The sequence below is a fragment of the Rhodospirillaceae bacterium genome (assembly GCA_016712715.1).
In the GTDB taxonomy this organism is placed as follows: domain Bacteria; phylum Pseudomonadota; class Alphaproteobacteria; order Dongiales; family Dongiaceae; genus Dongia.
Genome location: JADJQM010000002.1, coordinates 966,656 through 988,264, shown reverse-complemented (window position 1 = coordinate 988,264; position 21,609 = coordinate 966,656). Strand labels below are relative to the sequence as shown.

The 21,609-nt window shown below is 62.2% G+C and carries 14 protein-coding genes and 2 pseudogenes; 8 read left to right on the top strand and 8 right to left on the bottom strand.

From position 1 onward, the window contains the following. The first annotated feature begins 350 nt into the window (after nucleotides 1-350). The 3 genes from IPK59_15470 to IPK59_15460 all read left to right on the top strand — a co-directional run bounded on the left by IPK59_15470 (nucleotide 351) and on the right by IPK59_15460 (nucleotide 4,162). Nucleotides 351-1,709, top strand: a complete 1,359-nt coding sequence (locus tag IPK59_15470; protein MBK8160099.1) for a globin-coupled sensor protein — start codon at nucleotides 351-353, stop codon at nucleotides 1,707-1,709. A 262-nt stretch (nucleotides 1,710-1,971) separates the two neighbouring features. After that, entirely contained in the window at nucleotides 1,972-3,651 is a 1,680-nt protein-coding gene (locus tag IPK59_15465; GenBank protein ID MBK8160098.1) for an MCP four helix bundle domain-containing protein, read from the top strand. A gap of 313 nt (nucleotides 3,652-3,964) precedes the next feature. Further along, on the top strand, nucleotides 3,965-4,162 hold the full coding sequence (locus IPK59_15460) for a hypothetical protein (GenBank protein MBK8160097.1): 198 nt from the start codon (nucleotides 3,965-3,967) through the stop codon (nucleotides 4,160-4,162). Nucleotides 4,163-4,473: 311 nt separating this feature from the next. On the opposite strand, the pseudogene IPK59_15455 reads toward IPK59_15460, so the two are convergent. Further along, nucleotides 4,474-7,946: pseudogene (locus tag IPK59_15455) on the bottom strand (FAD-dependent oxidoreductase). Nucleotides 7,947-8,175: 229 nt separating this feature from the next. On the opposite strand from IPK59_15455, the gene IPK59_15450 reads away from it, so the two are divergent. Together IPK59_15450 and IPK59_15445 are read left to right on the top strand one after the other, a co-directional pair. Then, nucleotides 8,176-8,838: a sulfite oxidase-like oxidoreductase gene (locus IPK59_15450; protein MBK8160096.1), complete on the top strand. Its 663-nt coding sequence runs from the start codon at nucleotides 8,176-8,178 to the stop codon at nucleotides 8,836-8,838. 163 nt (nucleotides 8,839-9,001) lie between these two features. Then, on the top strand, nucleotides 9,002-9,475 hold the full coding sequence (locus IPK59_15445; GenBank protein ID MBK8160095.1) for a tetratricopeptide repeat protein: 474 nt from the start codon (nucleotides 9,002-9,004) through the stop codon (nucleotides 9,473-9,475). A 118-nt stretch (nucleotides 9,476-9,593) separates the two neighbouring features. Here the strand turns inward: IPK59_15445 and IPK59_15440 are convergent, their stop codons facing one another. The 3 genes from IPK59_15440 to IPK59_15430 are packed head-to-tail and all read right to left on the bottom strand — an operon-like array spanning nucleotide 9,594 to nucleotide 12,924. Continuing rightward, the gene (locus IPK59_15440) at nucleotides 9,594-10,265 is read right to left on the bottom strand and encodes a hypothetical protein (protein ID MBK8160094.1); all 672 of its coding nucleotides are present in this window, start codon (nucleotides 10,263-10,265) and stop codon (nucleotides 9,594-9,596) included. After that, nucleotides 10,262-11,137, bottom strand: coding sequence for a fatty acid desaturase (locus IPK59_15435; protein MBK8160093.1), 876 nt, complete (start codon nucleotides 11,135-11,137; stop codon nucleotides 10,262-10,264). The genes IPK59_15440 and IPK59_15435 overlap by 4 nt, the downstream gene beginning before the upstream one ends. A gap of 56 nt (nucleotides 11,138-11,193) precedes the next feature. Next, nucleotides 11,194-12,924, bottom strand: a complete 1,731-nt coding sequence (locus IPK59_15430; GenBank protein MBK8160092.1) for an adenylate/guanylate cyclase domain-containing protein — start codon at nucleotides 12,922-12,924, stop codon at nucleotides 11,194-11,196. A gap of 72 nt (nucleotides 12,925-12,996) precedes the next feature. On the opposite strand from IPK59_15430, the gene IPK59_15425 reads away from it, so the two are divergent. The 3 genes from IPK59_15425 (at nucleotide 12,997) to IPK59_15415 (ending at nucleotide 15,409) form a co-directional block, all read left to right on the top strand. Further along, nucleotides 12,997-14,214, top strand: a complete 1,218-nt coding sequence (locus tag IPK59_15425) for a diaminopropionate ammonia-lyase (protein MBK8160091.1) — start codon at nucleotides 12,997-12,999, stop codon at nucleotides 14,212-14,214. Nucleotides 14,215-14,306: 92 nt separating this feature from the next. Continuing rightward, the gene (locus tag IPK59_15420; protein ID MBK8160090.1) at nucleotides 14,307-14,492 is read left to right on the top strand and encodes a DUF1289 domain-containing protein; all 186 of its coding nucleotides are present in this window, start codon (nucleotides 14,307-14,309) and stop codon (nucleotides 14,490-14,492) included. Next, nucleotides 14,489-15,409 (top strand): DMT family transporter, encoded by a 921-nt coding sequence (locus IPK59_15415; GenBank protein MBK8160089.1) that lies wholly within the window; start codon nucleotides 14,489-14,491, stop codon nucleotides 15,407-15,409. Before IPK59_15420 ends, IPK59_15415 begins: the two co-directional genes overlap by 4 nt. Nucleotides 15,410-15,412: 3 nt before the next feature. Here the strand turns inward: IPK59_15415 and IPK59_15410 are convergent. From IPK59_15410 to IPK59_15395, 4 genes and pseudogenes are all read right to left on the bottom strand, one after another. After that, nucleotides 15,413-16,140 (bottom strand): annotated as a pseudogene (locus tag IPK59_15410) (class I SAM-dependent methyltransferase). A 248-nt stretch (nucleotides 16,141-16,388) separates the two neighbouring features. Then, entirely contained in the window at nucleotides 16,389-17,822 is a 1,434-nt protein-coding gene (gene tldD / locus IPK59_15405) for a metalloprotease TldD (protein MBK8160088.1), read from the bottom strand. Nucleotides 17,823-17,977: 155 nt separating this feature from the next. After that, nucleotides 17,978-20,137 carry a PAS domain S-box protein gene (locus IPK59_15400; protein MBK8160087.1) on the bottom strand — a complete coding sequence of 720 codons (2,160 nt, stop codon included), beginning with the start codon at nucleotides 20,135-20,137 and terminating at the stop codon, nucleotides 17,978-17,980. Nucleotides 20,138-20,386: 249 nt separating this feature from the next. Next, on the bottom strand, nucleotides 20,387-21,481 hold the full coding sequence (locus IPK59_15395) for a hypothetical protein (protein ID MBK8160086.1): 1,095 nt from the start codon (nucleotides 21,479-21,481) through the stop codon (nucleotides 20,387-20,389). Nucleotides 21,482-21,609 lie beyond the last annotated feature (128 nt).

Below are 21,609 nucleotides of genomic sequence, written 5' to 3'. Positions count from 1 at the left end.
GGGGCGTTATGTCGCAAACTGAACTTTTCTCACCCGCAGGTGAACGCGCGTCATGCCTTGCCACGCGGACGCGCCGCAAAAATCGGTCGGACGCTGCTAGGACTACTAGAACGAACAGCGGCATGAATGCGTAAATTCTCCTTTTGATAGCAATCTCAGCCTAGCAGATGGGTCGGCCCGGGCATTTATCCCTTTCGTTAAATCATATTAACTAATTGAATTATATAGGTATTTTTACGAATTTCTGATCTAAATCAAAATGCCGGCCCGGAACCTCGTCAAAAGTAACCGGGTGCGCGCACGATGAATACGCGCAAGAACGTCAGCCACAGAGACCTGGGGGATAAGGGATGCAAGCCACCAAGCAGGATCTGCACATTGCCGAACGGCTGGCCTTTGCCGGGATCGACCAGACCATTCTGGCCGTGATCGGCGGCTTCCGGGCGGAGATCGAGGAGGTGCTGCCGGCCGCCATGGCCGATTTCTGCGGCCACCTCTCGAAATATCCCCAGCTCACCGGCCTGTTCTCCGACCCCAAGCGCATGGAATATGCCAAGAGCGCGCAGATCACCCATTGGAAGCGCCTGTTCTCCGGCACCCTCGACGATGCCTATTTCCAATCGGCGCTGAAAATCGGCCTGGTGCATGCCCGCATCGGACTGGAACCGCGCTGGTACATTGCTGCCTATCACCGCACCCTGGCGCATCTCATCCGCAAGGCCGTGTCGGCCTGCTATTCCCGCGTCAATACCCACCGCGCGACCATTGAACTGGGCGACATTGTCTCAGCCATGACGCAGCTCGCCATGCTCGACATGGATATCGCGGTTTCGGCCTATTTCGAGGAGTTGCAGAACCGTCACGCCCAGGACCTGGTGCGGATCGGCGAGGATTTCCGCGGCAAGGTGGGCGGTGTCATCACGGCCCTGAAGACCGTATCGACACATCTGCAATCCGGCTCGACCGAACTGCTGTCCAGCGCCAATTCCGCCGCGGCAGATGCCCAGGCCGTCTCCGAAGCCTCGCAGATTACCGCGCAGAATGTCGAAAGCGTCGCCGCCGCCGCCGAGGAACTGACCGTCGCCATCGGCGAGATCCAGCGCCAGACGGCAAGCGCCAGCGACATCGCCCACCAGGCGGTCACCGACGCCAACAAGTCCAACGACTCCTTTGCGGCACTTGAGCAGGCCGCCGGGCATATCGGCAATGTCGTGAAGCTGATCGACGACATCGCCGGCCACACCAATCTGCTGGCCCTCAACGCCACCATCGAAGCGGCGCGTGCCGGCGATGCCGGCCGCGGCTTCCAGATCGTGGCAGCGGAAGTGAAAGGCCTCTCCCGACAGACGGCGGATGCCACCAGCCAGATCACCGACGAGATCAAGGCGATGCAATCGGCGACCGCGCTCTCGGCGGGATCGATCCATACCATCGCCGGCACGATCGGCCGCATCAGCGATACGACCACGGCAATCGCCGCCGCTGTCGAGCAGCAGGGAGCGGCCACCACCGAGATCGCGCGCAGCGTCGAAAACGTCTCGCAGAGCACCAGCTCGGTCAACAGCCGCATCGCCGCCGTCGCGAAGTCGATCTCCGTCGCCACCCGCATCGCCGACACTGTCGCGCTGGAGATCGGCGATCTGATCACCCAGACCGGCGCCCTCGAACGCGAAGTCGACGGCTTCCTCGGCAGCCTGGCGCGCAAGTGATGATCTGCGAACTAAAACCTGACGTCATCGCTGTTCAGGGATTCATTTCTTAGCACTGGGTCGCAAAGCCGCATCGCTAGGAAAGTTGTTACGCGGCAGCGTTGCGAAGACTTCATCATCCGTTGATTCGTTAGGTGAATCTTTATTTGCCTCTGGCAGCATCGACACGATTTGTCGGCAGTCGATGCCACACAATTCTGGAATTTTCGATGCCGCGTTTGAGGCGCGGTGATCATGACTTATTCAGAGGGTGGAGCTCAGCATGAAGAACCTGCGTATCGGAACCAAACTGTCCATTGCCATCGGCATTCTCCTTCTGGGCCTGATCTCCCTGGGAGGTCTCGCGATCTACAATCTCGCCGTGGTCAACGACCAGTCGACGATCATCGCCACCAACTGGCTGCCAAGCGTCGACATCACCGACAAGCTCAACATGAACACCTCGGATTATCGCATCGCCCAGGGCACGCATATCATGTCAACGGATGAAGCCGAAATGGCGAAGGCCGAGGCCGATATCGAGGCAGTGGGCAAGGTCATCACCGATAACCGGAAGATCTATGAGCCGCTGATTTCGAGTGACGAGGAGCGCGGGCTTTACGACCAATTCGCCAAGCAATGGGAAGACTATCTGGCCGTGAGCGCCGAGGTCATCGAGCTGTCGCGCAAGAATGCCAATGACGAAGCTTCCGCCTTGTTCAAGGGCGAAGCGCGCCAGCATTTCGACGATGCATCGGTCACTCTGGCCGCCTTGGCGGCGCTTAACAAGAAAGGCGCCGACGACGCCAGCGCCGCGGGTGATGAAATTTACGCCCAGTCCCGCCTCATCATCATCTGCGTGTTTGTCGTGATGCTGGCCTTTGGCGTGTCGGTCGGCTGGGCGCTGGTGCGCGGCATCAGCGGGCCGGCCCGCGACATCGCCATCTGTCTGCAGACCATGTCGACCGGCAATCTGGACGTGTCGGTCCCGGGCGTGGAGCGCAAGGACGAGATGGGCGATATTGCCAAGGCGAGCCTGGTCTTCCAGGAAGGCATGATCAAGGCGCGCGATCTTGCGACCGCCCAGCAGAAAGAGCAGCAAAGACAAGTTGAACGCGGCGTCCAGATGGAAGCGGCGATCACCCAGTTTGACAAGGTCATCACCGAAGTGGTGGCAGTGGTCACATCGGCCGCCACGCAACTTCAGGCAACCGCCCAGGGACTCTCCGCCACGGCGGAGGAGACTTCGCGCCAATCGACGGTCGTCGCTGCGGCCTCGGAGGAGATGACCCAGAATGTGCAGACGGTCGCGTCGGCGACCGAGGAACTCTCCGCCTCGATTAGCGAGATCTCGAATCAGGTGAGCGAGTCGACCCGCATTGTCGGCGATGCCGTCAATCAGGCCACCGACACCAACGCGAAGGTAAAGAGCCTGGCCGAAGCGGCGCAGAAGATCGGCGACGTGGTCAACCTCATCAACGACATTGCGGGGCAGACCAATCTGCTGGCGCTCAACGCCACGATCGAAGCCGCCCGCGCCGGCGAGGCCGGCAAGGGTTTTGCCGTGGTGGCCTCTGAGGTGAAGACCCTGGCCACGCAGACGGCGCGTGCCACCGACGAGATCGCCTCGCAGGTTCGCTCGATCCAGGAGGCGACCGACAGTTCGGCTACCGCCATCGCCGGCATTACGCAGACCATTGGGCGCGTCAATGAAATCTCGACCGCGATCGCCTCGGCTGTCGAGGAACAGGGCGCCGCGACCCAGGAGATTTCGCGCAACGTCCAGCAGGCAGCGTCCGGCAGCGCGGAAGTCGCCACCAACATCACCGGTGTCACCGAGGCCTCGCAGCAGACCAGCGCCGGCTCGACCCAGGTCCTGGGGGCCGCGTCCGAACTTGCCCGCAATGGCGAACGCCTCAAGGCCGATGTCGACACTTTCCTGCAAAAGGTACGGAGTCTGTAGGAGGGAGTTGGTCCCGAAATCGTCGTCCAACGCCCTACCCTCTCGTCTTCACGCCTGGATCGTCATCACCTGCTTGGCACGGGGATGACGATCCAGGCGTTGCTCACAGCCAGCCGCCAATTCGTGGATGGCCGGGCCAAGCCCGGCCATGACGGACGAACGAGAGACAGGGCTTCCAGAGAGCCGTATTTAACGGTTCAGTACGCAAAATGTTTCACGTGAAACATTTTCCTTTGCTGCGTCGCAATGTCACCTTGTTGCGTCGCAGCAAAATCCTTATATTCAAATCGTTGGGGGATGGAAGGCTTGAGAAATGACTGATTTTTCCATTCACGCTCTTGAAAGCGACCGTTCGACCCCCATATGGAAACTTGTCGCGTCGTTTTTCGCGGCATGGTCCGCAGCCCGCGCAAGCGCGGCCGCGATCGAATTCAACCGACGCCCGGCAGATGAAGATCTCCTGGCGCTCGGTATCGACCCCAAGGCCTTTGCCTCTGTTCGCCTGATCTGATCGGCCGAACGACCAAAGGTCCGCCACCTGCCCTTCTCGTCAGATCACGGATGTACTGACTGGTGTCATAGGCAGGGCGGCGAAGGGATCGGCCCTTCCCAAACCCCCTCGTCAGATCACGGATGTACTGACTGACCAGGTCCTGGGACTGGCACCGAATTCAATTGGCCCAACGGCCTGCCCACGTCCCTGCCCTTTGCCTCGGATCACGAATGTACTGACCGAGGCCGATGGCGGGGCGGCGACGGGAATGACCTTTCCGACAATCGGGAAAGACCTCCTGGCCAGAAAGACCTACTGGCCAGAAAGACCTACTGCGCCGCCTTGTTGCGGTCGAGTGTCGCCAAACTGTGCGTGATCCACGCCCGCGTCAGTTTCTCCTGCACCGAGTTCTGCCCCAATCGCTGCCGCAGGCCGGCGAAATCGACATGGTCGAGTTCCTGGTCCTGGTTGAAGCAGGAGAACACGACCGTCTCCTTGCCCGTAACCGGGTCCTTATGCGGCTGCAGGCATTGGGCGCAGATTTCCTTCATCATGCATTGCATGGGCGAGTTGATCGAGCCCACCGCGCAATGCGATGCCTTGAGATAGGGCTTCAGCACCTGGTGCCGCGCGCGCTGCACGGCGGCCATCATGCCATCGGAGCCGATCGCGATGATGCGGTCGACATCCTGCAGGCGAATGGGCGTCTCGCCCAGCTTGCCTTCCGCGTAATACTGGATGCTCTCGATGATGTTGCCGACATGGGTCTTGTCCTGCGGGCGCGTGGGGACGAAGCCCGGCGCCTCGTCGCTGGACCAGATGACGATATCAGCCGCGGCCTCGATGTCGGCCACCTTGTAGCGGTCCTGCAATTTCTTGTAGCCGGCGAAATAGAGCACCTTGGAGCCCGCGGCGCGGAGCGCGCGGCCGATCGAGAACAGCACCGCATTGCCGAGGCCGCCGCCGGCCAGCAGCACCGTTTCGCCCGCCGGTGTTTCCGTGGGCGCCCCGGTCGGGCCCATCAGGATCACGGGCTCACCCACCTCAAGCTGCGCGCAAAGTTCCGATGAACCACCCATTTCCAACACGATAAGGCCCACCAGGCCGTTCTCGGCGTCGGTCCAGGCGCCGGTCAAAGCGAGACCCTCCATGGCCAGCACCGTGTCCTTGGTGCGCGGCGCCAAAGTCTCGAAATTCTGCAGACGATAGAACTCGCCGGGCTGGAAATTGCCGGCGGCCTGCGGCGCTTCCACCACCACTTCGACGATCGTCGGCGTCAGGCGGTTGACCGCGCGCACCCGAGCCCGCAGGCGCTGGTTCATCCGGGCGAGGAAGTTATCGGTGCTCGTCTCCATCGGGGCGGCACGATGCTGGAGAGCTGCCGAGACGACCGGCCAGCCCTGTTTGGCGCTGCCCATCGCCTTCACCACATTGCCGGCAAAGCTTGGATGGAGGTCGCCGAAGAAACTGACCGCGCGACCATCGGCATGAGATTGCGTGATGACGCGCACCTCGTTGGGCTTGGCGAGTTTTTCCGGCGTCACCACGGCACCGTCATCGCCAAGCGCCCGGAAATACTGGCCGTCCAGGCTGAAATTGCTGCTGTCTTCACGTGCCAGCACGGTGTTCGGCCGCGTGCCGGCAGCCACCAGAATGGACCGCGCCGGCAGCACATGGGTACTGCCGTCGGCATGTTTCAGATGAATGCGTTCGGCAAAGCCCTGCCCATCAACATCGATGCTGGTCGGCGTCAGGCTCTCGGCGAAGCGGATATTCTCCTCCAGCGCCTTTTCCACTTCCTCGTGATTGAGGGTATAGGACGGTGCATCGATCAGGCGCCGGCGATAGGCGAGTGTCACCCCGCCCCATTCCTGCAGCAGTTCGGAAATGCGCGGCGCCGTACCGGCAGCCGAAGCACGCCCGCGTTCGGCGCGGATGAGGCGGGCATGGTTCAGGAACTCGTCGACGATCTCCAGCTCCGTCGGCGACCATTGTGCCCGCAAGGCAGCCTCGCCCGTTTCGGATGTCAACGTCTCATAGCGGCTGAGGAATTTTTCGACCTGCACCGGATAATAGGCCATGGCCTCGGTCGCGGTATCGATCGCCGTCAATCCGCCACCGATCACCACCGCCGGCAGCCGCAATTGCAGATTGGCGATGGAATCCGCCTTGGCGGCACCGGTCAATTGCAGCGCCATCAGGAAGTCGGATGCCATGCGGACACCCTTGGCAAGGCCGCCCGGCATGTCGAGCAGGGTCGGCTTACCCGCCCCCATCGCCAGCGCCACATGATCGAAGCCCATCTCCCAGGCCTGGGGCAGCGTGATGGTCCCGCCGAAGCGGACCCCGCCGAACATCGCGAAAGTGTGACGGCGCTCGATCAGCAGCCGGATGATCTTCAGGAAGTTCTTGTCCCAGCGCACGGTGATGCCGTACTCCGCCACACCGCCGAAACCGGCCATGCTGCGCGTGCCCAGATCCTCGGTGAGGTCGGACACATGGCGGATCGGCTTGAAGGGCACGCGGCTGCCATCCCGCGCCACACCCGAGAGTTCCGGTGCCAGTGGCTCGATCTTCAACCCATCGACCGCCACCACGGTATGGCCATCGTTGAGGAGATAGTGAGAGAGCGTGTAGCCGGCCGGCCCCAGCCCCACCACCAGCACCTTCTTGCCGGTAGCTGGCTTTGCCATCGGCTGCTTCAGATTGAGCGGGTTCCAGCGCGTGAGCAGGCTGTAGATCTCGAAACCATAGGGCAGCGCCAGGATATCCTTCAGCGTGCGTGTTTCCGCCTGCGGGATGTCGACCGGTTCCTGCTTCTGATAGATGCAGGCCTTCATGCAATCGTTGCAGATGCGATGCCCGGTCGCCGCCACCATCGGGTTGTCGATGGCAATGATCGCCAAGGCGCCCAAGGGCTGACCGCCGGCCTTGGCGGTATGCATCTCGGAAATCTTTTCTTCCAGCGGACAACCCGCGAGCGTCACGCCGAACACGCTCTTCTTGAAGGTCCCGTCCTTTTCCTTCAGGCCCTTGGCGCAGCTGTCCTTGCCCTGGTTGTGGCACCAGATGCAATAGTTCGCCTGATCGAGCGCACCGACCAGATCCATGCCGCGATCGGTGAGGGCGAATCCTTCCCGGTGGCGCAGTTTGTCGGCCGCCAGTTTGAAGGAGGTAACGCCATCGCGCGTCTCGGTCTCCATATGGACCAGATGCTGCGGATCGATCTTGCGGGGTGCCTTGAACAGCACGCCGTTGCGGTGCAGTGCCCTGCCATCCTCCGACTGCGCCGCCCAGGCGGCATATTGCAGCGCAAGATCGATGCCCCTTCCATGCGCCGTTTCATCCTTGCCCCATTCTTCAACATGACGGGCAAACAGGATCTCGTCGAAGGTGCCGCCGAACAGGGCTGCAAGTTCACGGCGCACGGCATCCGCGTCGATGGCGGCGATCTTGTCGGGCCCATAGGCTTTCAGCGCGCGGCGCTGCACGAACAGGCGCTTGCAGGTATAGAGCGGCGCCAGATCGTTGTGCCGTGCCTGCAGGGCGCCCAGTTCGGATCCAATGCCGAACAAGGTGCCGAGGAAGTCTTCCAGATGCCCTGACAGATCGAGGATGAGTTGCGACTGCGCCTTGTCATCCAGCGATTTGGGCGCTGCGCGGCCGGCGAGCAGCCGTCCCAGGAGAGCGCCGGATCCCCGGCGCCAAGATCGGTCAGGAAAAGCGCATCAAGCCGGGCGAGACCTGCCGGGTCATAAAGATCGTCAAAACGCAGGCCGTGCGCCAGGGCGAGATCTTCCATTCGGTGGCTTCCTCAATATCACACGAAACGCGCGGCTTGCGGTGGCTCCTGCGGGATATTATTCGTACACAAACAAAAACAAGCAAGGCCTTTCCCGGGCGCCACTCACCGCGAGCTGCCGCAATTGATGCGCAGGGCGTAACATTTCCTGGCTATATCGCGAATTCGTGCTTGGACTTTTCGTGCGCTATTCCAAATACTTGCCCACCTACTGGAGACCGAGTGCAGCATGGACCGCACAGAGCCGAGCGATGGCAAAGAGAAGTTGATCGCAGCCAAGAAGCAATGGGCCAGGGATGGCCGATTGCTGACCGGCGAAACGCACCCGCACAGGGATGCCGGCCGACTGCCGCCAGGGCAGCGCCTGGTGACAAGCTGGCCCGTGCTGGATATCGGCGTGACCCCAACCATCCGGCCGGAAAGCTGGCGGCTTGATGTCGGCGGATTGGTGCAGCGGCCGGCGAGCTTCGATCAGGCAACATTCGCCGCCTTGCCGCAGACCGCCCAGCGCAGCGATATCCACTGTGTCACATCCTGGTCGCGCTTCGACAATGACTGGTTGGGGGTCGCCGCCACGGACCTCATCGCCGACGTCAAACCGCTTGAAAGGGCGCGTTTCGTCCAGCTGGAAGCCTATGACGGCTACACCACCAACCTGCCCCTCGACTCCTTTGCGCGCAGCGACGTGGTCCTGGCGACGCATTGGCAGGGCCAGAAGCTGAGCGTCGAACACGGCGCCCCGGTTCGACTGGTGGTTCCGCAGCTCTATTTCTGGAAAAGCGCCAAATGGCTGCGCCGGATCGATTTTGCCGAGACGGACCGGCCGGGCTTCTGGGAGCAGCGTGGCTACCACAATCTTGGCGACCCCTGGCAGGAACAGCGCTATGGCTAAGGTTGGAGAGGACCACGGCATTGGGGCGATCCCCCTTGTGATCCGGTTCACAGCGGGTCCCGGCAGTATCGGTTAAGTCTTTGGGCGAAGGCGGCAGTCGGGTGGGTTCGGACAGCCACCAGGGCCGTATACAACAGAAACAACCACAAACAGGAGACCAATCATGATGAACCACCGCCTCGCACTTATCACCGCCCTCACCGCGCTCAGCCTGGGCTTTGCCAGCTCCGCCTTTTCCATGGGGTCGGATTCGACCACGCCGGCCAAGAAAGCCGATGATTACAAGAAAGCGGTCGACCTGATCGAAGACGAGAAATACAGCGCCGCCATTCCCCTGCTGCAGAAATCCATCAAGGAAAAGGGCGAGTACGCCGATGCCCTCAACCAGCTGGGCTTTGCCAATCGCAAGATGGGCAATTGGAAGGCGGGCATGGAGTATTACCTGAAGGCACTCTCGCTCGAGCCCAATCATCTCGGCGCCAACGAATATCTGGGCGAGCTCTATCTCGAACAGAAGGATCTGCCCAACGCCGAGAAGCAGCTCGCGATCCTGAAGGCCGCCTGTGGCGATTGCGACGAATTTGATGAACTCGAAGACTCGATCGACGACTACAAGGACGACAACAACATCAATTGAGGTTGAGATAGCGACCCCTCACCCCCACCCTCTCCCCGCAAGCGGGGCGAGGGAGTTTCGACCGATCTCGCTCTATAGCCCCTCGCCCCTCTGGGGAGAGGGGTTGGGGTGAGGGGCCTCAATCCCGTCGCACCACCAGATAGCCGCGCAGTTTGCCGTCATCGCACGGGCGCACCATGGCGTGGAGCAGATGATCGACCGGCGCCCAGGCAGGCTCGTAATCGGCCTTGTAGACATCCAGCACCAGCACACGATCGGTATCGGGATCATAGGCAGCGAGCGGCGAGAAATGGCCGATATCGCTGCCGTCGCCGTAGAAATCATCGAGATGGAAATTGGCAATCGGGAAACAGCCGGCGCTGCTTTCCAGTGCTGCGAGATCGGCACGCAGTTGTCTGGCGGTTGCAGGATCAGCGGCTGATATCGGGCGCCGCTCCACGCGCCAATCTTCCAGGCCATAGTGCCGCAAGGCGACTTCCAGATGATCGGCGAGTTCCGCCAATTTCCGGCCACCACCATTCAAGGCGACACCGGCCGGCCATGTCGTATCCTTGAACAGCTCCAGCAATCGCTTCTCGCTCACCAGGCCACCGATGCGGTTGCCATGGGCAAGGCCGCGCGCCGCGTTCAGCACCATGACGGCGCTGGCGAGCGAACAGGCCGAATCGGTGTGCTGATGCAGTTGGTGCGGCATCAGCGCCCAGAAGTTGGGCGTCGGATGCTGGCGCACATAGGCGTTATCACGTGCCAGCGGCACCAGTCGAGCGCTGATCGCGGTGAGGTCGTTCATGGTTGCAGCCTCGCGAAGATCCAATGTGTCACGGCGATGTAGCCAGGGCTGGTCATGCCGAGCCGGTCGCGCAACAGCGCATTGGCCCGCGGGAGTGCGTGGAACGGCACGGCCGGATTGGCGTGATGTTCGGCATGAAAAGGCATGTTCCAGGCCAGGAAATTCACCAGCGCACCGGTATAGGTCGTGCGCGATCGCGCCAGCATGTCGATCGGTGCCTCGGCTGGCGACAATGGGCAGCCCCAATGCTCGGCCAGCAGATAGAGCCGCAACAAGGGCTGGCCAAGCAATACCGGGATGATCCAATACCGCAGCAGCAGATCGCTGTGAGCGATCAATGAACCGATCAGCAGCACAGCATAGATGGCCAGCACGACGCGCGATTCCCGGACCACCTTTTGCCGCTGACTGTCATTGCCGTAGAAATCCTCAGCCACCTGCCCAAGGGCCCGCCTGACAAGCCCTGCGATCTGCCAGCGCCAATAGGGCAGGCCAGAGACATGGATCAGCCATTGGCGGCGCGTCGCTGGGCGTGGGGATGATATTTCGGGATCACGCGCCGGGTCCTGGGTGTGGCGATGATGGGCGAAATGGAAGGCGCGGAAATACGCGCGCGGCAGCACCAGCAGAAGTCCGATGACCAGAGCGACGGCATCATTGAGCGCGCGGCTGGCAAAGGCCGTGCGATGGATGGTTTCATGGAGCGGCGCGAACAGGAAGACGAGCACCACGCCGTGCAGAAACATTGCCGGCCAGATCCAGGGCGAACTGCCCGTGCGCGATATGAGCATGCCGGTCAGCAGCAGCAGCATGAGGTGGCCACCGAGCTGCGCGAGGCCGCGCCGGTCATTCCGGTGCATCAGCGCGCGCATGTCCGCCGGGGTGGAAACGCGATCAACCGGTGTGGCGCTGAGCTCGCTCATTCACGTCAATCCGCTGCTGCGGCGGCCTCGCCGAAATTCTGCGCCGATTTGATCGCCAGCACGCCCAATGTCTGTTCCCGCCCGCGGACCTGCAGCTGATGCATGAGTGCGGGATCAAGGGCAATGCCGGCCGCACGCGCGACATTTTCCGAGATCACCAATTGGCAATCAAGTTCCTTGGTGGCGGTTTCCAGCCTGCTCGCCGTATTCACCGTATCGCCGATGGCGGTCAGGTGCTGATTGGGACCGTAGCCCATATCGCCAACGATGGCCGGACCGAAATGAATGCCGATGCCGATCCGAAGCGGCATCGGCAGATCGTCCTTCAGATGCCGGTTGAGTTCCTCGAGATTGACGGACATGCGCCGCGCGGCTTCCAGCGCCTGGGTGCAGGCGGCCTTGCCGTCACCACCCTCCATGCCGCTCTTGATGCCGAAAAGCGCCATGACGCCATCACCGATGAATTTGTCGAGATGTCCGCCCGCGCCGCTCACCGCCTCGCCCATGGCCTTGAAGTACCGGTTGAGGAGGAAGACCACATCGTAGGGCAGGCGTCGCTCGGAAAGCTGCGTGAAACCACGCAGATCAGCAAACAGCACGGCAATTTCCATCTCGCGCCCGGAATGATAGTCGCCGCGCGCATGTGCCTGCTGCGGGCCTGCCTGGGCTGGCAGCAGCGGCGTCACGGTGACCGGCGCCACCGGCCGCAATTGGCAGGCAAGCCTGGTATCAGGTGCGGCGCCAACACGCGCCAGCACACGCCTCTCGTCATCGCTGGGCACGGGCAATTGGGCCGCACCTTTCAGGACCTTGATGCGGCAGGTCGAGCAACGACCCCGCCCACCGCACACCGAGGCATGGGGGATGCTGGCGCTGCGGCTGGCTTCCAGCACGGTGGTGCCGGATTGGATATGAACAACCGCGCCGCCTTCATAGGAGATCGCGATGGCACGGCGGCGATTGAGCTGGGCGCGGACCAGGCGGGCGCCGAGGACAAAGGTAAGCAGCCCGCCGCAGATCCAGAACCCCAGGTCGCGGAGCGCATAGACTTCGGCCGCCGCCTCCTGGTTGGGGAGGTTGTCCCGTTCGATGAGAGCCGGCAACCAGGTCTCGTCTTCGAGTTTCTCGGCGATGGCGCGGCCGGAATCGGCAAAGCCGATCAGTGACAGCACGGGAATCGTCACGGCGAGCGCGAAGAGATAGGCCCGCGCCCGCGGATACCACGGCTTGAGGCGCAGCCAATAGGCCATGCCGATGCAGCCATGGATCCAGGTGACAAGAGTGGCGATTGCCTGCAGCGCACCATTCCAGGGCTGGAACACCCACAACGTCAACAGCACATAGGCATAGGAATCCTTGAAATGGTACTGCTCGCTGGCATAGGCCGTGCCCAGGACGTGAAGCATCAACAAAGGCGGTGTCGCAAGACCCAGCACCAGCTGCGCTGCTTCCCAGAATGGCATCTTCAGGGAATGGCGGCGGTAGAGGGCGATCAGCGCCACCAGAATATGGAGAAAGGCGGCCATGAACAGCAGCCCTTCGACTGGTTTGAACCGCCAGAAACCGAGGAAGACCGAACGCCCGGCTTCCAGCCATTGCAGCGAGACGATGCCCAGCGCGTGATTGAGATTGTGGGTCAGCACATAGAAGAACAGCACCAACCCGGTCATGAGCCGGGTGCGGCCGAGATACCTGTTCCAGTTTGCGGTGATTCGCCCGATGGCCGGCAAGGTCATGCAGCTCCCACATAGGTAGCAAGTGCCGGGCGGGTTTGATTAAGAACCGGCGGTTTGATAATAGTCGCAGCCATGACCGAATGGAAACCACCTCGCTTGCCCGCCAAGATCTTCGTCAATCCGCGCCTCAGCCCGGCCGAAGACCGGCTGGAGATGGCGGCTCCTGGCGTGGTGGATGCCGCGGGTTTTGCCCGCGCCTGCGCCGAGATCAAGGCCTGGCCCGGCTATGAGCCCACACCCCTCCGCTCTCTCGACGGGCTGGCGGATCAACTGGCCGTGGGGAAGATCTTCTACAAGGACGAGAGCGCGCGGTTCGGCCTCGGCGCCTTCAAGGCGGTCGGCGGTGCCTATGCGGTCCTGCGTCATCTGCAGGACCGGTTGGGTGGCGACGTCACGCTTGCCGATCTCCTCGCCGGCAAATACCGCGACCGCACCAGGGATATCACGGTTTGCACGGCGACCGACGGCAACCACGGCAAATCCGTTGCCTGGGGCGCCAGGCTGTTCGGGTGCCGCGCCGTCATCTACATCCATGCCGGCGTCAGTGTCGGGCGCGAGAAGGCCATTGCCGCATTCGGCGCGGAAATGCGGCGCATCCCGGACAATTATGACGCCTCGGTCCGCGCCTGTGCGGCCGATGCCGCGAAGAATGGCTGGCAGGTGATCTCGGACACCACCTGGGAAGGCTATCAGGAGATTCCGCGCCACGTCATGCATGGCTATAGCGTGATGATGGATGAGGTGATGCAGCAGTTGCCGGACCACCAGAACATCAGCCACGTCTTTATCCAGGCCGGCGTCGGCGGCTTGCCGGCGGCGGTTGCCGGCTATCTGTGGCTGGAGCTGGATGCGCTGCGGCCCAAGATCGTGGTCGTCGAACCCGAAAAGGCTGCTTGCCATTTTGTGAGCGCCCAGGCCGGCACACCCACCGCCGTCACCGGCAAGCTGGATACGCTGATGGCCGGTCTCGCCTGTGGTGAGGTGTCGCCCCTTGCCTGGTCGCTCCTCGACAAGGCGAGCTTCGCCTTCATGACCGTGCCGGACGATGCGGCGGTGTTTGCCATGAAGACGCTGGCCGCTGGCAATGACAGGGATGCCAAGGTTGTTGGCGGCGAAGCAGGTGTCGGTGGTCTGGCCGGGCTCATCGCGGCGGCGATCGACCCTGCCGCAAGGTCCGCTTTGCTGCTCGACAGGAACGCCAATATCCTCATCATCGGTAGCGAAGGCGCCACCGACCCGGTTCTCTATGCAAAGCTCGTCGGCCAAACGCCAGAAGAGGTAGCGGCATGAGCGACGATCTCAGGGAAAAGGGACAGATCGAAGGCCGCCGCCTGATGCAGGACAAGCTCGCGCGCCAGCAGCGCCGGGAAGAACGCATGCGCATGCTGGCGTCCGGCCCGCCCTCACCCTGCATCAGCGTCTGTCAGATGGACCCGATGACCGGCTATTGCGTGGGCTGCACCCGCACCATCGACGAGATCCGCGACTGGATCATCTCCAACCCCGATGCGCGCAATGCCATCCTGGCGCGCATCGCCGAGCGCCGCGCGAAGGCAGCCTCCCGATGACCGATCAGGTCAAGCCGGCTGGCGTCCGCGCTGACAGCGACGCCACGGGCCTCATCCTGCTGGCGCTGATTACCATTTTCTGGGGCGTCAACTGGCCGGCAATCAAGCTCTCGGTCAATGAGGTGCCGGTCTGGGCGTTTCGCACAATCTGCCTGTTGGCCGGTGCCGGCGGACTCTTCGCCATCGCCGCCATGGCACGCCTTTCCCTACGCATACCGCGCCAGGATCTGAGGCCGCTCTTGATCGCTGCTCTTGGCAATATCACCGGCTGGCACCTGTTCTCGGCGCTCGGCGTCACCATGATGTTGCCGGGCCGAGCGTCGATCCTCGCCTTCACCATGCCGCTCTGGGCGGCCCCCATCGCCGCCATCTGGTTGCGCGAGCGGATCGACGGTCTGCGCCTTGCGGGCCTTGGCGTCGGCATGATCGGCCTGCTCGTGCTCGTGATCCCGGACTGGGCCAATCTCAGTGCCGCCCCCATGGGCCCGATCTTCATGCTGCTCGCAGCCATCTCCTGGGCCCTCGGGACGGTGGCTCTCAAGACGCACACCTATTCGATGCCGACCACATCGCTGGTCGCCTGGCAGATGCTGCTGGGCGGCATCCCGATTTTCCTTGGCGCGCTGATCTTCGATTTTGACTTCGACCCCACTGCTGTCAGTTCGCTGGGCTGGTGGGCGGTGGCCTATGCCGCCCTCATCCCGATGGTGTTCTGTCATTGGGCCTGGTTTCGCGTCGTCGGCCTCTATCCGGCCGTCGTGGCAGCCATCGGCACCCTGGCGATCCCTGTGGTCGGCATCATCTCATCTGCCATGATCACCGGCGATCCCGTGGGATGGGACGAAATCTTGTCCTTGGTTCTTGTGGTCTTCGCGCTGTTCCTGGTGCTGGTAGCACCGCAATTGCGGAAGCGCTGAGGTTCAGCGCTTCACCGCGACGCAGTTGAGCAAAGTCTCTTCACGGTCGCTTGCCGGTGCAATGCCGAACCAGCGCTCAAGAATGCCCAGATCGTTGCGGCTCCACCACAGATAAGGATAGGAGATCGACCGCTCGGCCACGTCGAATCCGGCAGCACGGATCATGGCGAGATATTCTTTGCCGTGCGCTGGACATCCATCGGATGGCGGAACAGCAGGCGGATCATGGGCGAGTGGATATACTTCCGGGTCGATTCCGCGAACAGGAAGAGGCCGCCCGGCTTCAGCACGCGATGGAATTCCCTGAGCGCAGGTTCCTGATCCATCAGGTGGTGAAAGGTCTGGTGGCAGAAGATCATGTCGACGGACTCATTGGGCAGCAGCATCCGCGAAGATGTCGTCTGCTGGAATTCCACCGTCATGCCGTCACGCGCCGTTTCGGCGGCGGCGATCTCCAGCATGGCGCCGTCGACATCGATACCGATCATGCGGGTCGGGCGGAAGCGCTCCTTCAACAGCCTGAAAGAGCGACCGCGACCACAGCCCACATCGACAATGGTTGCATAACGAGGCCGGCGATCGTCGATCAAGCGCTCGAGATCGCCCAGCGCCCGCTGCAACACATGGATTGCCCAGGTCTCGGTCTTGAGGAACCACACGCCAAAGCGCGATTCCGGCACGAACATGCTGGCATTGATCGCGTCATTGCGCTGATAGGCGGGCGAGTCCATCAGATGTTGATGCCATTCTGAGTCGCCGCTGGCAAGAGCCCTCACGCGATAGCGAGGGCCCCCTCACCCCAACCCCTCTCCCGCGAGGGGAGAGGGGCTTGATGCGAACCGTGCAATATCGAATTCGTTGGGATAGGCCGGCTATTGCCGAACGAGACTCATCCCCTCTCCCCCTGTCGGCGAATGCCGACATTCGTCGGCGGGGCGGGAGAGGGTCAGGGTGAGGGGGTGGATAGAACGGTTCCGCTCTAAGCCGCCGTGCCACCCACCGTGAGCGCATCGATGCGCAAGGTCGGCTGGCCAACGCCCACAGGCACGCCCTGGCCTTCCTTGCCGCAGGTGCCCACACCGGTATCAAGCTTCATGTCATTGCCGATCATGCCAACCTTGGTGAGCACGTCCGGGCCATTGCCGATGAGGGTCGCCCCCTTGACCGCCGGGCCGATCTTGCCGTCTTCGATGAGATAGGCTTCGGACGCCGAGAACACGAATTTGCCCGAGGTGATGTCGACCTGGCCGCCGCCGAAATTGACCGCGTAGAGTCCCTTCTTGACGGAGGCCAGAACTTCTTCCGGCGCATGCTTGCCGTTCAGCATGATGGTGTTGGTCATGCGCGGCATCGGGTTATGGGCGAAGCTCTGGCGCCTGCCATTGCCGGTCGGCTTCATGCCCATGAGGCGCGCATTCTGCCGGTCCTGGAGATAGCCCTTCAGAATGCCGTCCTCGATCAGGGTCGTGCATTGCGTCGGCGTGCCTTCATCATCGATGGTCAGCGAGCCGCGCCGGTCGGTGAGCGTCCCGTCATCGACGACAGTGACACCGGGTGCTGCAATGCGGCTGCCCATCAGGCCAGCAAAGGCCGAGGTCTTCTTCCGATTGAAATCGCCTTCAAGCCCATGCCCGATCGCTTCATGAAGCAGGATACCCGGCCAGCCGGGCCCAAGCACCACGGGCATTTCACCGGCGGGGGCCGGAATCGACCCCAGATTGACGATCGCCTGGCGCAGCGCTTCATCAGCACCTGCCTGCCAATGGGCCGGATCGACCACGCCGTCATAGGTGACGCGGCCGCCGGAGCCGAACGAGCCGGTCTCCATGCGACCATCCTGCTCCACCATGACGGAGATGTTGAGCCGCACCAGCGGGCGAACATCGGCCATGCGCTGGCCGTCACCGCGGATGATCTGGATGGCCGACCAGGAGCCGGAGATCGAACACATCACCTGCCGCACCCGTGGATCCTTGGCCCGCGCATAGGCATCGATCTCCTCGAGCAGTTTTACCTTCCGTTCAAACGGCAAAAGGCCCAAGGGATTGTCGGGGGAATAGAGCTGCCGGTTGGTTCCGACCGGACCCACATCGAGGGCGCCGTTATGGCCGGCATGGACCGCCTTCACGGTCTGGGCGGCGCGGGCGAGCGCCGCCTCGGAGAGGTCGCTCGCATGGGCATAGCCCGAAATCTCGCCGGCGATGGCGCGCAGGCCGAATCCCTGGGTGGTATCAAAGCTGGCGCTTTTGAGCCGCCCGTCATCAAAAGACAGCGCTTCGGACTGCTCGTATTCGAGATAGAGCTCGCCGTCATCGGCGCCGTTGAGGGCATCCGCCACCAGCCTGTCAACCTTGCGCTGGTCGAGGCCGGCGCGTTCAAAGAACAGCTGATTGGTGGTGGCTAAATTCGACATGGCTTGGGGCTCCGGCGCGGTCTTCGGGGATCTGGGTTCTGATATAGGACGCCCGGGCGGGTTTTGCCACCCACCTCTGCCTGGCCTCTGCCTGGCCTCTGCCTGGATGGCAGCCACCGGCCCTGTCGGCAACCAGCCTGCGGACCGGCATCAAATCAGCCCAGGAGGCCGATCCGCCGTTCGATTTCGCAGAGCAACCGCGGGATATCGACCAGGTCGGCGCCGGGGCCCAGATCGCCGGCAAAGGGAGGATCGGCATCGTTTGCCAGGCGGTCACGGGCAATCGCCTGGTTGGCGCCGAGATCGAGAACCGGAACATGCCGCTCGTCAGCCATGGCCATCAGGCGACGGTGGGATTCCTGCCGGACGAGCGCGGCGTCCCCAAGATCGATCAAGATGAGATCCGGCGCGTGCGAGCGCATGGCCACCAATCCGAGTTCAGCGGTATGTACCGTTGTGAGCGAAACGTTATCGAGCTGGGCCAGCGCCCGCTCGATCAGGCGCACATGGGCTGGATTGTCCTCGACATAGAGAATACGCCGATGCGGCCTGAAGACCCGCGTTAGTTCCCCCGGAGTCGACGCCGCGGGTGACAATGTCGGGGACGAGGGCACGCCCGCGACGGATGGTGGCTCAGTCTGCTCCGGTGCCGCCAGCTTGGCATCGGCGATCGGCAGGTCGACCCAGAAGGTGCTGCCCTGGTCCAGCCCACTCTTGAAGCCGATCTTGCCGTTCATCAGTTCGGTCAACCGTTTGCTGATGGACAGACCAATGCCGGTCCCTTCGACCGCCAGCATCTCGGCGCCAAGGCGATTGAACGGCACGAACAATTCCGCCTGTCGCTCCGCCGGAATGCCGTAGCCGGTGTCGCGCACCGAGACGCGCAGGAAGCCCGGCCTTACAACCGAGCACGCCAGATCCACATCACCGCCCGGCCGGTTGTACTTGATCGCGTTGGTCAGCAGATTGAGGAACACCTGGCGCAAGCGGACCCGGTCCGCCAGAACCCATGGCAGGGGATCGCCAGGCCGCGCAACCTTCAGCTTGATGGCGCGGGCAGCACCCATGCTTTCAATCAGCGGCAATGCATCGTCAATGACCGCGAAAGCATCAATCGGTTCGATCTTCAAACCGATGCGACCGGCATCTATCTTGGCCAGCTCCAGGATGTCCTGGATCAGCTCAAGGAGGTGCTTTCCGCCCGCCATGATATCACGCAGATATTCGCGTTGCTTGGGCAGCAGGGGGCCGGCGCGTTCCGTTTCCAGCAGCTGCGCGTAACCGAGCACTGCATTGAGCGGTGTACGCAGTTCATGGCTCATATTGGCGAGGAAATCGGATTTGGCACGATTGGCCGTCTCGGCACTTTCCTTGGCCTGGCGCAAAGCGATTTCGCCCTGCTTCTGCACCGTGATGTCCTGCACGGTGCCGATGGAACGGGTCGGCTTGCCGACGGAATCATAGAAGCTGCGGCCATGCACGTCGACATGCTTGATGCGGCCGTCTGGCATCACAACGCGGTAGGTCATGTCAAAAGGCAGATGATTGGCAAGCGAGTCCGCATAGACACGCGCCACTCCGTCGCGGTCTTCTGGATGAATGGCGTTCTCGAAAGCCAGATAGAAATTTCCCGAGGTCGAACGGTCAAGCTCGAGGATGTTGAAGACTTCGTCGGACCAGACGCGGCTGCCATCGGCGTGGTCGATTTCCCAGGCGCCGAGATGGGCGATCCGCTGCGCTTCCTGTAGCCTTGTTTCACTTCGTTTCAGGGCCTGTTCGGTGCGCATGACATCGTTGATGTCCTCCACCACGCCAATCAGCCGGTGCGGTGCGCCGTTGCGCGTGCGTGCCAAGGTCACTGTCAGGCGGACCCAGATAATCTGCCCGGCCTTGCCGATATATCTCTTTTCCAGCGTATAGGGGCCGCGCTTGCCGGCAATGAGGTCATCGCCCAGTTGATTGTCGATCGCGACATCATCCGGATGCGTAATGTCGGCAAAGCTGCGGCCGACCAATTCCGCGGGGTCGTAGCCGACGATGCCGCAGAAGCGTTGGTTGACCCGAATGAACACGCCCTCGAAATCGGAATAGCAGATGCCGATGGCGGCCTGCTCGAAGACAGCGCGAAAAAGAGATTCCGCTTCCTCTTGTTCATCCACCGCCGACACCGCGGGATAGGACTTCTCCGGACGAGCGACCTGGTCGGCCGCTGCCTGCAATTCCTTTGGGTCGAAGGAACTGGGTGGCTTTGCCGATATGTCGGCTTGACGCTTGGCGCCGCGCAACATTGGCCTCTTCACATCGGCTTTCTTCATGTTCCCGATCTCGACGGCCGTTCCTGGCCAGATCCGATCCTGCCTGGGGTCATTCAGCAACAAGGACCCAGGGTACGGTCTGAGATGCTAAGGATTTCTTAGTTTTTCAAGGCGTTGATGTGAAACGGGATTGCCGGGTGATGCCGTCCGGAAAGGCAAGGACGCTGATGGAGGTCAGCGCCCTTGCTGGACAAGGCGGTTGCGGGCGCGCAGCGACCGATCCACCAAGCTGGCCTTTGGCCCTAGGAACTAGTTCCACTCAATGTTGAAAGTGTCGAGGGTCATGCCCGGCTGATAGTCGATATTGGTCAGGATGACCGATCCACCATTGGCGAAAGTGAACTGCACGTCGCCGCCAGCGGTCTGGCCGATATCAACGTTACCCGCCCAGCCGTTGAAGACCAGCGTGTCGTCCCAGAGGTCGAAATCATTGATCGACGCCTTGCCGTCATAATCTTCGACGGAGAAGGCAAGCTTGTCGTGACCAGAGCCGCTCCAGGCATAGTCCAGAATGCCGTCGAAGGTCAGGTAATCGTCGCCATCCTCGGCAAAGATCGCATTGACGCCGGCGCCGCCCGTGATGAAGTCATTGCCGGTGCCGCCATAAATCGTGTCGTTACCACCGTCGCCGTTCAGGATATCGCTGCCGGCGTCACCAAAGAGCTTGTCGTTGCCGTCGCCGCCGCTGAGCGAATCATGGTCGCCTTCGCCGTGAAGCTCATCATCGCCGCTCCCGCCAGCGAGGGTGTCTGTCCCGGCACCACCCCATAATTTGTCATGGCCGCTGCCGCCATCGAGCTTGTCGTTGCCGTCGCCGCCATAGAGTTCGTCATTGTCGCCGGCACCATAGAGCGTGTCATTGCCGACCGCGCCATAGAGCACGTCATTTCCGTCGCCGCCATGCAGGCCGTCATTGCCTTCGTCGCCGAACAGTTTGTCTTGGCCTTCATCGCCGACCAGGCTGTCATCGCCACCTTCGCCGAACAGCCAGTCATTGCCTTCGCCGCCGTAAAGCTGGTCGAAATGGTCGCCGCCAGTCAATACGTCATGGCCGCTGCCGCCATCCGGGATATCGTTGCCGGCACCACCATAGAGGGCGTCATTGCCAGTCTCGCCCCAGACGACATCGTGGCCTTCATCGCCATAGAGAGCGTCATTGCCCTCGCCACCTTCAATCCTGTCATTGCCGCCGAGCCCGTGAACGGTGTCCTGCCCGCCGAAGCTCTGTATCCAATCGGCCTTGTCGGTGCCGGCAAAGGCGTTGTCGGCATTGTTGCCGGCCACGTAATTGTAGAAGATGTAGCCAAGCTTCTTGAGGATGGTCGGATTGATTTCGATCGGCATGCTGGCGTTCCCCCGGAATCAGCGGATGTATCAAAGGACTTGCCGATCTGTCGCCGGGCGGCACGGCGGCGTTCGCCGGAATCGGCGTCCGGGCTGTGACCGGCGTCACCGAAACGCGCTAGATTCCG

Excerpts from the sequence above, each read along its gene's own strand:
- IPK59_15470 (MBK8160099.1), top strand. The coding sequence starts at position 351 with ATGCAAGCCACCAAGCAGGATCTGCACATTGCCGAACGGCTGGCCTTT.
- IPK59_15465 (MBK8160098.1), top strand. The coding sequence starts at position 1,972 with ATGAAGAACCTGCGTATCGGAACCAAACTGTCCATTGCCATCGGCATT.
- IPK59_15460 (MBK8160097.1), top strand. The coding sequence starts at position 3,965 with ATGACTGATTTTTCCATTCACGCTCTTGAAAGCGACCGTTCGACCCCC.
- IPK59_15450 (MBK8160096.1), top strand. The coding sequence starts at position 8,176 with ATGGACCGCACAGAGCCGAGCGATGGCAAAGAGAAGTTGATCGCAGCC.
- IPK59_15445 (MBK8160095.1), top strand. The coding sequence starts at position 9,002 with ATGATGAACCACCGCCTCGCACTTATCACCGCCCTCACCGCGCTCAGC.
- IPK59_15440 (MBK8160094.1), bottom strand. The coding sequence starts at position 10,265 with ATGAACGACCTCACCGCGATCAGCGCTCGACTGGTGCCGCTGGCACGT.
- IPK59_15435 (MBK8160093.1), bottom strand. The coding sequence starts at position 11,137 with ATGCGCGCGCTGATGCACCGGAATGACCGGCGCGGCCTCGCGCAGCTC.
- IPK59_15430 (MBK8160092.1), bottom strand. The coding sequence starts at position 12,924 with ATGACCTTGCCGGCCATCGGGCGAATCACCGCAAACTGGAACAGGTAT.
- IPK59_15425 (MBK8160091.1), top strand. The coding sequence starts at position 12,997 with ATGACCGAATGGAAACCACCTCGCTTGCCCGCCAAGATCTTCGTCAAT.
- IPK59_15420 (MBK8160090.1), top strand. The coding sequence starts at position 14,307 with ATGCTGGCGTCCGGCCCGCCCTCACCCTGCATCAGCGTCTGTCAGATG.
- IPK59_15415 (MBK8160089.1), top strand. The coding sequence starts at position 14,489 with ATGACCGATCAGGTCAAGCCGGCTGGCGTCCGCGCTGACAGCGACGCC.
- tldD (MBK8160088.1), bottom strand. The coding sequence starts at position 17,822 with ATGTCGAATTTAGCCACCACCAATCAGCTGTTCTTTGAACGCGCCGGC.
- IPK59_15400 (MBK8160087.1), bottom strand. The coding sequence starts at position 20,137 with ATGAAGAAAGCCGATGTGAAGAGGCCAATGTTGCGCGGCGCCAAGCGT.
- IPK59_15395 (MBK8160086.1), bottom strand. The coding sequence starts at position 21,481 with ATGCCGATCGAAATCAATCCGACCATCCTCAAGAAGCTTGGCTACATC.